This window comes from Allobosea vaviloviae, from assembly GCF_001298265.1.
Taxonomy (GTDB): Bacteria; Pseudomonadota; Alphaproteobacteria; order Rhizobiales; family Beijerinckiaceae; genus Allobosea; species Allobosea vaviloviae_B.
The window spans coordinates 201,723-213,039 of record NZ_LGSZ01000025.1 but is presented as its reverse complement, the minus strand read 5'-3'; the positions used below and the strand labels follow the sequence as shown (position 1 = coordinate 213,039).

12 protein-coding genes are annotated in these 11,317 nt (G+C 65.7%); 5 read left to right on the top strand and 7 right to left on the bottom strand.

Features of this window, described 5'->3' with window-relative positions; translation table 11 throughout:
• The 5 genes from tnpC to AE618_RS06405 all read right to left on the bottom strand — a co-directional run.
• Nucleotides 1-984 (bottom strand): IS66 family transposase (tnpC, locus tag AE618_RS06420; RefSeq protein ID WP_156330136.1); only part of this gene is annotated, 984 nt, incomplete at its 3' end.
• Between the two features lie 52 nt (nt 985-1,036).
• On the bottom strand, nt 1,037-1,384 hold the full coding sequence (gene tnpB / locus AE618_RS06415) for an IS66 family insertion sequence element accessory protein TnpB (RefSeq protein ID WP_054208199.1): 348 nt from the start codon (nt 1,382-1,384) through the stop codon (nt 1,037-1,039).
• Entirely contained in the window at nt 1,381-1,560 is a 180-nt protein-coding gene (locus tag AE618_RS27215) for a hypothetical protein (RefSeq protein ID WP_082365038.1), read from the bottom strand. The genes tnpB and AE618_RS27215 overlap by 4 nt, the downstream gene beginning before the upstream one ends.
• On the bottom strand, nt 1,557-1,799 hold the full coding sequence (locus AE618_RS27210) for a transposase (RefSeq protein WP_082365037.1): 243 nt from the start codon (nt 1,797-1,799) through the stop codon (nt 1,557-1,559). The genes AE618_RS27215 and AE618_RS27210 overlap by 4 nt, the downstream gene beginning before the upstream one ends.
• 225 nt (nt 1,800-2,024) lie before the next feature.
• Nucleotides 2,025-2,651 carry an FMN-binding negative transcriptional regulator gene (locus tag AE618_RS06405; protein WP_054208198.1) on the bottom strand — a complete coding sequence of 209 codons (627 nt, stop codon included), beginning with the start codon at nt 2,649-2,651 and terminating at the stop codon, nt 2,025-2,027.
• A 62-nt stretch (nt 2,652-2,713) separates the two neighbouring features.
• Here AE618_RS06405 and AE618_RS06400 point away from each other — a divergent pair, with 62 nt between their 5' ends.
• The 5 genes from AE618_RS06400 (at nt 2,714) to AE618_RS06380 (ending at nt 7,970) form a co-directional block, all read left to right on the top strand.
• Complete coding sequence (locus tag AE618_RS06400; protein ID WP_054208197.1) at nt 2,714-4,147, top strand: PLP-dependent aminotransferase family protein; 1,434 nt, start codon at nt 2,714-2,716, stop codon at nt 4,145-4,147.
• 124 nt (nt 4,148-4,271) lie between these two features.
• On the top strand, nt 4,272-6,212 hold the full coding sequence (locus tag AE618_RS06395) for a hybrid sensor histidine kinase/response regulator (RefSeq protein WP_156330135.1): 1,941 nt from the start codon (nt 4,272-4,274) through the stop codon (nt 6,210-6,212).
• Nucleotides 6,213-6,357: 145 nt separating this feature from the next.
• Nucleotides 6,358-6,615, top strand: coding sequence for a hypothetical protein (locus AE618_RS27835; RefSeq protein WP_156330134.1), 258 nt, complete (start codon nt 6,358-6,360; stop codon nt 6,613-6,615).
• Between the two features lie 578 nt (nt 6,616-7,193).
• Nucleotides 7,194-7,409, top strand: a complete 216-nt coding sequence (locus tag AE618_RS06385) for a hypothetical protein (protein ID WP_054208194.1) — start codon at nt 7,194-7,196, stop codon at nt 7,407-7,409.
• A gap of 99 nt (nt 7,410-7,508) precedes the next feature.
• Entirely contained in the window at nt 7,509-7,970 is a 462-nt protein-coding gene (locus tag AE618_RS06380; RefSeq protein ID WP_054208193.1) for a DUF1810 domain-containing protein, read from the top strand.
• Between the two features lie 54 nt (nt 7,971-8,024).
• Here AE618_RS06380 and AE618_RS06375 read toward each other — a convergent pair whose 3' ends face one another.
• Both AE618_RS06375 and AE618_RS06370 read right to left on the bottom strand, forming a co-directional pair.
• The gene (locus AE618_RS06375; protein ID WP_248310776.1) at nt 8,025-9,554 is read right to left on the bottom strand and encodes a M81 family metallopeptidase; all 1,530 of its coding nucleotides are present in this window, start codon (nt 9,552-9,554) and stop codon (nt 8,025-8,027) included.
• Nucleotides 9,551-11,131: an ABC transporter substrate-binding protein gene (locus AE618_RS06370; protein WP_054208192.1), complete on the bottom strand. Its 1,581-nt coding sequence runs from the start codon at nt 11,129-11,131 to the stop codon at nt 9,551-9,553. The genes AE618_RS06375 and AE618_RS06370 overlap by 4 nt, the downstream gene beginning before the upstream one ends.
• Between the last annotated feature and the right edge of the window lie 186 nt (nt 11,132-11,317).

Sequence of the window (11,317 nt, the reverse complement as noted above, 5' to 3'; positions counted from 1 at the left end):
GTGGAGATATCCCGCAAAGCCCTGGAGATGGCCTTGCGGGCGGATGCCCTTGCGATCCGGGGTGTAGCGATAGAGGACGGCGGGCGCTGCATCACCGGCATGGGGGCGCTCGTCGCGGACATAGACCCAAAGCCGCCCAGTCGCGGTCTTGCCGAACCCGGGAGCGAGCACCGGCACGGGGGTATCGTCGGCGTGGAGCGCGGGCCCGGCCATGGCATGCCTGCCGATCGCCTCGGCCAGGGGCGTCAGCAGCGCCGCCGCCGATCCGACCCAGTCGGCCAGGGTGGAACGGTCGAGATCGACGCCTTCGCGGGCATCGATCTCGGACTGTCGGTAAAGTGGCAGGTGGTCGGCGTACTTGGCCACCAGCACATGGGCGAGCAATCCAGGGCCTGGCCGCCCGCGCTCGATCGGCAGGGAGGGCATCGGCGCCTGCACGATCGCCTCGCAAACACGGCAGACGATCTTGGGGCGGATATGCCGGACGACCTTGAACAGGGTGACGCGCTCAAGCACCTCGGTCTCGTCCTGGCCGAGCCGGCGCAACTGTCCGCCGCAAGCAAGGCAGCCACAGCCGAGATCGCCACTGGCGATACCCACCGGCCAGTGGATGACCTCCTCGCGCGGCAGGTGATCGGGCAAGGGACGACGAACCGGATGCTGACGGGCATCGGGAGCTGCCGGCATGACCGCGCGCTCCAGAACCGTGCGCGTCGCCGTGCCCTCCTCGACATCCTCGAGCGCCAGCTCCAGCTGGAGGATGGCGGCGTCGAGCTTCTCCGACGACTGCCCGAACTGCATCCGGCGCAGCTTCGCCAGTTGTGCCTTCAGCTTCTCGATCATGAGCAGATGGGCGGCGCTCTGCGCCCGCGCCGCGATCAGCAGCGCCTGGAGCGTCGCGACGTCATCGGGAAGGTCTGCGGAGGCGCTCGCCATGATGGTCTTAAGATTATCGCGAGACCGGCGGCCAAGCCATTGAATCATGGTCGATCTTGACCGCGGGCCACAGTCCTGAATCGGCTCGAAGCCCTTCGCTTTACAAAGCGAAGCTGGGGCGATCGGTTCGGATCGGCGCGCGCCAGTCGATCCCCTCCAGCAGCATGGAGAGCTGCGCCGGCGTCAACCGCACCACGCCGTCGGTCGTCACCGGCCAGATGAAGCGACCCCGTTCCAGCCGCTTGGCGAACAGGCAGAAGCCCTGTCCATCCCAGTACAGCACCTTCAGAAGATCGCCTCGGCGGCCGCGAAAGACGAACAGGTGACCAGAGAACGGATCCTGCTCCAGGGCCCCCTGCGCCAGCGCCGCCAGGCCGTCGAAGCCTTTGCGCATATCGGTCGGGCCCATGGCGAGATAGACCCGCATCCCGGCGGGGATCGCGATCATCGCCGGTCCAGCACGTCGAGCACCCGCCGCAGCGCGTCCGCGTCGACATCGCGATCGACCCGCAGCCTGCGGCCCGAGCCGAGCGCGATCTCGATCATGCCGGACAAACGATGGCTCCGGCGCGCGGGCTCCGCGACGGCGACCTCGGCAACCGGCGGGGGCGTGACGTCGGTCACGACAGGAGCCAGTTCGACAGGCAGCAGAAGCGACGCCAGGCTGCCCCCTCCCAACTGTCCCAGCTTCGCCTGTCGACGCCATGTGAAAACCAGGCTCGCAGCGACGCGTTGCGCCGCGCGACATCCGTCACCGTCATGCCAGCCGCGAAACTCTCCTCGACGATCCGGACCTTGTCCTCATAGTGCCAGCGCCGCCGCCGCTCGATCGCGCCCAGAACCTCCGCCCGAACCATCGCCATGACCTTAAAGCGAGACTTAAGGTCATACCGTCCGGGAAATGCCGCCTACCGCGCAAGGCGGCCAAGACCGGACGGTTACGATTGTGCGCTCACACCCCACGCTCCAGCTTGCCGGCAGGCTCCTCGGGCTCCTGCGGCATCAGGAGAGACCAGCATGAAGGGGGCGGCGCGACTGCAGGCGAGCATTGCAGCTGGCTGGAAACGGCCTGTTGCTTGAGCGCGGCTTCAGGCGATCGGGACCAGCGCTGCAGCCTCCCGTTCCGACGGCCGGGGGCTTTCGGCCAGGCCGGCGGCGACCTGGCTTCGATCTGCCAGGCTTCGGTTCTGACTCATCTTGCGCTTGCCCTCGAGCCGCGTGATCGGCATCCGGATGCCGATGATCCCCCGCAGCTGGGCCTGGATGAAATCGGCCGGAGCATCGGATACGCGCCAGGGCGCCGCACGCTCATCCTCATGGACGTCGGTCAGGCGGGTCACGACCTGCAGCAGCCTGGCCGGGTCATCGAAGAACTCGACGGGGCCATGGGCGTGGACTGCGACGTAGTTCCAGGTCGGGACGACCTTCCCGGTCTCCTGCTTGGTCGCGTACCATGACGGCGTGATATAGGCGTCAGGCCCCATGAAGATGGCCAGCCCGTCGCCGATTGCAGCCGTCCTGCCTTGCGGGTTGGCCTTGGCGAGATGGCCATACACCACGCCATGCTCACCCTCTTTCTGGTCGATGTAGAGCGGCAGCGGCGTCGCCATCACCCCTTCCGCCGTAGCGGTGATGAAGTGGGCGAGACGGGCCGCACGCAGGGTTGCGCGAATGCTGTCCCTGTCCTCGTCGCGGAAGGCTGGGGGCGTGTACATCTCGGAACTCCCTTGTGTCGCCTAGACAGATGACACCATTCTGGCTTGCCTGGAATAGCCAGTTGCAAGGGATTGAGGTGGTCCAGTTGGAAGGTGTCGGACACAGGATCATCGCCGCGATCAAGAACCAGATCCACAGTGGCGCCTATCAACCGGGCGATCGGCTGCCGTCGTCGCGGACCTTCGCGGCAGAGTGGGGAGCGTCCCGCACGACGGTGACGGCGGCCTATGGTCAGCTGATCGCGGAGGGCTATCTGATCACGCGCGCGGGGGCCCGGCCGGTCGTGGCCCAGGGGCTCGCTGCCCAGCCGACATCGGCGCCTGTCCCAAGGGCGGCGGCACGACATCTCTCGGGCTTCGCAAAACGCCTGCTCGGCTTGCCGCCCGTGCCACCGCGTCAAGCGGTCAAGCTCGCGGACTTCCGCTACGGTGACCTGGCCGGTCACGATTTTCCGGTGTTGGCTTGGCGGCGAGCGCTGAACGCGGTCAGCCTTCGGCGGAGCGCGCGACTGCGCTATGGCGACCCTCAAGGTTCCTCCGATCTGCGCGCGGCCCTGCAAGGCTATCTCTGGCGGGCTCGTGGCATCAGCTGCTCGCCGGACGACATCATCGTCGTTAACGGCTCGCAGCAGGGGCTCGACTTGTGCGCTCGGCTGTTGCTCGATCCCGGCGACACCTTCCTGATCGAGAACCCCGGCTATGTTCTCGCCCGTCATGCTTTCGCTGCCGCCGGTGGCCTTGCTGTTCCTGTTCCGGTCGATGATGAAGGCCTCTGCACAAACAGCCTCCCATCGGGGCGTCTGGTCTACGTCACGCCCTCGCACCAGTTCCCCCTGGGCGGGGTTCTCTCCGCAACGCGCCGCCGTGCGCTGCTGGCTTGGGCTGCGGCCTCAGGCGCCTGCATTATCGAGGACGACTACGACGGCGAGTATCGACACGGCCTTGCGCCGATCCCGCCGCTGCAAACGCTCGATCCGCAGTCGGTGATCTATGTCGGCACCGTCTCGAAGACGCTCTCGCCAACCCTGCGACTGGGCTATCTCGTCGTTCCCTCCGGATTGGCCGGCGTGTTCAGCGAGGCCAAGCGGCTGACGGACCGCCACGCCCCGCTGCTGGAGCAGGAGGCGCTGGCCCAGATGCTGGCCAGCGGGGGCTACGAACGCCATGTCCGCAGCATCCGCCGGAAGAACGCCGAGCGGCGCGCCGTGTTGCTCAAGGCCTTGTCGGCGGAATGCGGGCCGGCGGTTTCGATCGAGGGAGCGGAAACGGGGCTCCATGTCGTGATCTGGGTCGACGACGTCGATGCGTCCCGCGAGGGCGAAATCGTCGATGCGGCGCGGTCCGTGGGGCTTGGTCTTTATCCGGTGTCGTCGCTGTACGATCCCAACCTACCGAGACCCGGTACGGCAGGCTTCGTTCTCGGCTACGCGGCTCTCGACGTCGACATGCTGCGTCGTGGCGTTGCGATGCTGGCGGCTGTGCTGAACTCGGCTTGATCTGGGTATGAAACAGCCCGACGACGGCTGCCCGCGCGAAACGCAATTCCCCGGGGAACAAAAATCCGGCTGCGGGGTTCGCTTGGGTTGCCCTTGATCGCAGGGGATGGGGGTGTCTGGGGATATGACGTCTGACGACAATCTGGCCGACGACAAGTATCGGCTGCTGGTGGAATCGGTCACCGACTACGCCATCTACATGCTCGATCCCGCAGGATTTGTGTCGAGCTGGAACCCCGGCGCGCGCCGCTTCAAGGGGTATCAGGACCATGAAATCATCGGGCGTCACTTTTCCCGCTTCTACACGGTCGATGATCAGGCTGCGGGACTGCCGGCTCGGGCACTGGACACCGCCAGCCGCGAGGGGCGCTTCGAGAACGAGGGCTGGCGTGTCCGCAAGGACGGAACGCGCTTCTGGGCTCACGTCGTCATCGATCCCATCGTTCACCCCACGAGCGGCAAGGCTTTGGGCTATGCGAAGATCACCCGCGATCTGACGGAGCGCAAGCGGCAGGAGGAAGCGTTGCGGCAAAGCGAGCAGTCGTTTCGGCTGCTGGTTCAGGCCGTGACCGACTACGCCATCTGCATGCTCGATGAGAACGGCACCGTCACCAATTGGAATGCGGGTGCGCAGCGCATCAAGGGGTATCGGCCGGAGGAGATCATCGGCCGCCATTTCTCGATCTTCTATACCGATGAAGACCAGGCGCGGGGCGAATGCGAGCGGGCCTTGGCCAGCGCGCGCAGCGGCGGCGGCTTTCAAATCGAAGGCTGGAGGGTTCGCAAGAACGGCGAGAGGTTCTGGGCCAGCGTCGTCATCGATCCCATCCATGACGATCGCGGTCACATCATCGGTTTCGCCAAGCTGACCCGCGACTTGACGGAGCGCCGACACTCCGACGAGGCGCTTCAATCGGCTCGCGAGGCGCTCTACCAGGCGCAGAAGATGGAATCGCTGGGGCAGCTCACCGGCGGCGTCGCGCATGATTTCAACAATCTGCTCAACACCGTGATCGGCAGCCTCGAACTTCTGCGCAAGCAGGTGACGGATGAGCGCTTGCTGGGACTGATCGGTAACGCGCTGCAGGGGGCGACGCGCGGGGTGACGTTGACCCAGCGCATGCTCGCATTCGCCAGACGGCAGGAACTGCAACCGGGGCCGGTGAACCTTCCCGAGCTGATCGGTGGGATGAGCGACCTCCTGGCTCGCTCGGTCGGGCCTTCGATCGGGCTCGAGACGCTGTTTCCGACGGGGCTCCACCCGGTGTTCGCCGATCGCAATCAGCTTGAAGTGGCCATCCTGAACCTGGTGGTCAATGCGCGCGATGCCATGCCCGACGGGGGCAGAATCACGCTCACGGCCAGGAACGCGCTGGTGACGGAAGACAGCCATTCCCCACTCGCGCCCGGCAGCTACGTCCAGATCATCGTGACCGACACGGGAACCGGCATGGACCCCCAAACGCTCGCCAAAGCGTCCGAACCGTTTTTTACCACGAAGGGAGTGGGCAAAGGGACGGGGCTTGGCCTGCCCATGGTCCTGGGCACGGCCGAGCAGCTGGGTGGGAGCCTGACGCTTCAAAGCGAGGTCGGCCGGGGCACGACCGCGACGCTGTGGCTGCGCACTAGCGAACAGGGACCCGATGTCGCGACCATCGAGAGCCACCCTGCGAGTGTCGCGACGACCGCCTTGCCGCTGGCAATCCTCGCGGTTGATGACGACGCGCTCATCTTGATGAACACGGTCGCTCTCCTGGAGGATCTGGGGCACACCGTCGTCGAGGCCAATTCCGGTCGCGAGGCTCTCAAGCAGCTCGAAAGCGGTCAGTCGTTCGATCTGATCATCACCGATCACGCCATGCCCCACATGACCGGCGGTCAGCTGATCGCCGAGGCGAGCACGCGCTGGCCCCATATCCCGATCATTCTCGCGACCGGCTATGCCGAGATGCCTGACGGCCTTCCGCCCGGTGTTCGGCGTCTTGGCAAACCCTTCTGGCAGGCCGATCTTGAAAAGGCGATTGCGGAGGTGACTGCTGCGACAAGGACCCCGGTGGGTGCCTGAGACGAGCGGATCGCGATCAGGCCGTTCATCGGAGACCTCGATCAGCGTGATCGCAACGCAACCATTGCCCCCCCCGACGAGTTCATTGCTCGCGCCCGCTTGCCGGGACGCGATGTCACGGGAGTCGAACGGAGAGGATGCGGGGATGGCTGAACTCAGCGTCGAAGAGGCTGGCATCCTTGATCGCCTTCTTCAGATTATCGCTGATGAAGGCCTGGTCGATCGCAACAAGCTCTTGCCGCAAGCCCAACTCGATGAGATCGGCGTGTCTGCCGATGACCTCGTCCTGATCGGGAACGCCATCGAACGTGAGTTCGACAGGGACATTCTGGGCGATGACGAACTGGAGAAATGCGTGACCGTTCGCCAATTGCTGCAGCTCTTCGCCAGCCGGATTTCATAGGAGGGCGATGGCTGCGGTCGGGGGGGCGCTGGCGGTTTTCGCCGCTCGTTGCGGCTTCGCCGGGGGCTCTCAATTGCCGATCGAAGCCTCGTTCGGTCCAAAGCCAGTCGCGTGCGATCCTGCCATCGACCGCATCTCTGTGGCGTTCGGTCTGGAAAGCGAGTAAGGCAGCGCAGTCGCTCGCGACCGACCTTTCGGGGCGGACCTGCGACACCTCTGGTTGAGCTGAAAAGCTCCCGACGGAAGGCGGCTCCGCAGTGATGCGGGGCCGCTTTCGTTCGTCGATGGGTGTCTTCCAGATGGGCGGCGGTCCGTCGGCTGCCGTTTCGTCCGGCTGACCCGTCGAAGCCGTTGACCAGGGGGGCGATGGCCGCTGGCAGCCGTGGGGGCTGGAGCGGGGCCAGGCGAGATCGGCGCGACCTGAATACCGGCGCCTCCGTTGTCGGCATGGTTCCATCGACCCGACCGCATCCACATCAAATGACATTGAAGCCTACGCCTCCTCAATCGATCCTGTGCGTCGATCGTCGGCAAGCGGACGACCGGCAGAGGATCGACGTGAGGCAGGAGCGCCGGTGATGCGTGAGATGATGAACCCGTTGAACGCCCAGAAGACGGCGTTGGAACGTGCCTTCGAGATTGCCCGGCAAGGCCGCTGCGCTGGGATCGAAGACATCCGCCGCCAGCTCGGACGCGAAGGCTACAATCAGCGACAGCTCATCGGGCGGGCGCTGGCCCGGCAGCTCTGTGCGATCGCGAGGGAGGCGCGGGTCGTTTCGCGGGAAGACGCATGAGCGCTCCATCAGCGATATGGCTGGGCCGCCGCAAAGCAACCGAAGGCGGCGACCTGTCCCTCCCGTTCCCGAGACGGCGTACGGGCTGGGCCGCCGCCGATGACTGCCGCACAGCTGTTCGACCTTGATCGCTTCGTGCAGGCGCAGACAGGCGTCTATGACATCGCCATGGCGGAACTTCGGGCCGGCAGGAAACAAACCCACTGGATGTGGTTCATCTTCCCGCAGTTGCGCGGTCTCGGGCACTCGCCGACGGCCCGCCATTTCGGCATCGCCTCGATCGGCGAAGCGCGCGCCTCCCTTGCCCCCGGCTTGCCCGGCCCCCGCCTCGAAAGCGCGACACAGGCGGTTCTGGCTGGGCCGGGTCAGTCCCTCACCGCCATCTTCGGCTCGCCCGACGACCTCAAATTCCGCTCGTCCATGACGCTCTTCGCCGCGGCCTCACCTGATGCCGCCGAATTTTGCGAGGCTGCGTTGAAGCGCTTCTGCGCAGGGGAGCGCGATGGCACCACGCTGGCATTGCTGCGCGGAAACGGCGTGGCGACACGCGCTGAGGGGTAGAGCCGCCGGTCAATGGGCTGGCCTGTCCAATCGGCGCGGATACCCGCGGATCGGTCAGTGATCGTGAGGTTTCGTCCAGTCAGCCGGCGGGAAGCTCGGATCGCCGTAGGGATAGTAGTCGGTCAATCTCAGGTTCTCATAGGGCAGCGCTTCGAGATGGACCGTGCCCATGAAAGGCTGCGGCGGCTCCACCAGCAGGATCGTCGGGGCAAAGCCGCTATCGTCGAAGCCCCTGCGGAAATGCGCCCGGGACTTGATTGCGATCACGTCGAACGCCTCGAGATCGAGCCCGACCTGCCGGAGTTCCGAGGGCTCCACGATCTGGACGAGATTGGGGCTGAGCACCAGCACGTTGCCGATCCCGAAATTGACGCAGACCCATTCGCTGCTCCCACCATGCGCCGTCCTGGCGCCGCTCACCGATCGTATCGTGCCGCGGATGCGAACGGCGTCGCCGGCCGATTCGTCGAACAGGCCGCCGATCTCAGCATTGAACGCATCGCCGGCCTTGGCGCCCGCAGCCAGCACCGAGCGAACGACATCGGGCGAAGCGATCGTGGCGATCAGCGTCCGTTCCAGATTTTGCGCGATGATCTCCTGGAGCAGCCAGGTGGCATAGCCCGAGCGGTCGCTGTAGTCGGCAAGCAGCACGGGCGCCTTGCCGGCGCTCACGGCCTGCCGGGCCAGCGCGACGCCGTCCTTCATGGGGTGGATCTTGACCGTGTCGAGCAGCGCTTCGCGCCGGCGCCACATCCACTCGGCCATGTCGCGGATGACGCGGTCGGCAAGCTCTGGGTCGTTGTTCGTCAGTACCTGCAGCCCCATGCCGGCATCGGGCACGTCCGACCACGGGAAGCCGAAGAACACGTTGACGAAGACGTCGGGCTCGCGCGCCTCCCAGATCAGCGCCCGCTGGATCAAATCGGACCAGGGCGAGGCGCCGGTCCACATCACCACCGTCGGAGCGATGATCGGGATGCGCAGGGTCCGGTGTACCGGCGTGAAGCTGCCGCGGATCGTCCTGACCAGCATGCGCGCCGCGCGTTCGCCCTGCAGATGCATGTCGTAATGCGGGAAGTATTTCACTGTGAAGGCCATGTCGGCCTGCTCGAGGAAGGCCTCGTCCTCATTGCCATGCGGATCGAAGGTCGCCGACAGCACGACGTCCCGACCGACCGCCTCGCGGACGCGCCGCGCGATATCGGCCTCCGGCCGCGCCACGCCGCGCACGGCCAGCGCCCCGTGAAGCGCGAGGTAGACGCCATCGAGCTTCGGTTGCGCCTTCAGCTCCGCGATGATGATGCCGAGGAAATGCTCGTAAGCCTCCGCGGTGATCCAGCCGGACCCGGTACCGGTCTTCGGCCAGAGCGGCGAGGTGATGCCGATCAGCTCGACATCGTCATATTCGCTGATGACCTGCACGAAGCCGCCCATATAGCCCTTCGGGTCGGTCGCCAGCAGCGCCTCGCCGCCGGCCGGCGAGCCCGGATAGATGAAGTCCTCCCGCGTGGTGTCGTTGGGCAGGAAGGTGACGGTCTCATGGGCGAATTGCAGGACGGCGATACGCATGGTCTGGCGGGTCATGCCGGCTTCACATCGTAGAATTGCGCAAACCCGTTGCGCAGGCCGGTCAGCCCGCGATAGGCGGTTTTCTCGTAATAGGCCCCCAGCGGAATATAGGGCACCTCGACGAAGAACTGCTTCTGGATCTCGGCGCAGATCGCCTTCTGTGTGGCGATGTCCTTGGCGGCGAACCAGTCGAGGCGCAGTTCCTCCAGCCGTGGCGATGTCGGCCAGCCAAACCAGGCCTGGTCGCCATTGCCGCGAATGCCGAGCTGGCTTGCCGGATCGAAGTTGTTGGTGCCGTTGAGATAGGTGAAGAAGATGTTCCAGCCGCCCTTGTCGTTGGGCTGCCGGCTGGCGCGCCGCTGCACCACGGTGCCCCAATCGGTCGAGACCAGGTCGACATTCATGCCGCATTTCTGCAGCGCATCCGCTGCCACCATCGCCAGCGCATGGGTCGAAGGGTAATCGGTCGGATCGAGCAGCACGACGCGCTCGCCCTTGTAGCCGGCCGCGATCAGCTCGCGCTTGACCTTCTCGAAATCGCGCTTGCCGACCAGCACATCGGTCCCGGCCGTGGTCGCCAGCGGCGTATCGGGGCTGAACACGCCGACATGGTCCTTCCACATCGAACGCTCGTCGCCGGCGACCGCGGTCATGTACTCGGTTTGGTCGATGGCGCCGAGCAGGGCACGGCGGATCGCCGGATTGTCGAAAGGCGGATGCAGGCAGTTGAAGCGCAGGCAGCCGATGCCGCCGGCCGGATCGAGGCCTTCGACCTTCAGCCCGGCCTTGCTTCTGAGCACACCCAGCAGGTCCGGCGTCGGGTTTTGCCACCAGTCGACTTCACCGTTGCTCAGCGCATTCGCCGCCGTCGACGGGTCAGGCATGATGCGCCATTCGACGCGGTCGAAATGAACGTGCTTGGGGCCGGCCGTGAAGGTGGCGGAGCCATCGGAGCGTGGGACGTAGCCGGCGAATTTCTCATAGACGGTCAGCGCGCCGGGTACCCGCTCGTCCGTCTTGAACCGGAAGGGGCCGCTGCCGATCATCTCCGTCACCTGCTTGTTGGCGTCGGTCACCGCAAAGCGTTCCGGCATGATGCAGGGCATCGACGTGCCCGTCTTGCCGAGCGCGGCTGGCAGCAGCGAGAAGGGTCGCTTCAGGCGGAATTTCACGACGCGGTCGGATTCCGCCGAGAGCTCGTCGGTTGCATCCATCAAGGCACGCCCGAAGGCGTCGCGGGCGGAGAAGCGCTTGATGCTCGGCACGACGTCCTGCGCCCGCACCGGCTCGCCGTCATGGAATCGCAAGCCTTCGCGCAGCGTCAACTTCCAAAGCTTGCCGTCATCCTCGACGGTGTGGCCGGCGACCATCTGCGGCTCGAAATTATAGTCGGCCGTCTGCCCATAGAGCGTATCGAAGACGAGATAGCCATGGTTGCGCGTCACCGTCGCCGTCGTCCAGACCGGATCGACGATCGCGACATCCGCCTCGGGCACGAATTTCAGCACCTTCGCCGGCTGCGCGATGCTTGGCTTTGCGAGCGTGGAGACGGCGGCACCCGCCGCGACGCCCAGAAATGTACGACGCTTCATGCCTTTGAACCTTCCGTTCGAACCGAGGGAATGGTCGCGGATGGAGCGTCGCCGCGATGTCGTCGGCTGATCCTAGTGCGCGGGAAATGACGGGCGCAAGCCATAGGGCTGGCGACAGGGGCGCCGCGTCGAGGCGCGCCGCATCCCGTGGTTGCAGACGTCCCCGTACTCTGCGCAGCCTGATAT

Bases quoted from the DNA above. Each gene is read 5' to 3' on its own strand.
- tnpB (WP_054208199.1), bottom strand. From the start codon at position 1,384: ATGATCGCGATCCCCGCCGGGATGCGGGTCTATCTCGCCATGGGCCCG.
- AE618_RS27210 (WP_082365037.1), bottom strand. From the start codon at position 1,799: ATGGCGATGGTTCGGGCGGAGGTTCTGGGCGCGATCGAGCGGCGGCGG.
- AE618_RS06405 (WP_054208198.1), bottom strand. From the start codon at position 2,651: ATGTACACGCCCCCAGCCTTCCGCGACGAGGACAGGGACAGCATTCGC.
- AE618_RS06395 (WP_156330135.1), top strand. From the start codon at position 4,272: ATGACGTCTGACGACAATCTGGCCGACGACAAGTATCGGCTGCTGGTG.
- AE618_RS27835 (WP_156330134.1), top strand. From the start codon at position 6,358: ATGGCTGAACTCAGCGTCGAAGAGGCTGGCATCCTTGATCGCCTTCTT.
- AE618_RS06385 (WP_054208194.1), top strand. From the start codon at position 7,194: ATGCGTGAGATGATGAACCCGTTGAACGCCCAGAAGACGGCGTTGGAA.
- AE618_RS06380 (WP_054208193.1), top strand. From the start codon at position 7,509: ATGACTGCCGCACAGCTGTTCGACCTTGATCGCTTCGTGCAGGCGCAG.
- AE618_RS06375 (WP_248310776.1), bottom strand. From the start codon at position 9,554: ATGACCCGCCAGACCATGCGTATCGCCGTCCTGCAATTCGCCCATGAG.
- AE618_RS06370 (WP_054208192.1), bottom strand. From the start codon at position 11,131: ATGAAGCGTCGTACATTTCTGGGCGTCGCGGCGGGTGCCGCCGTCTCC.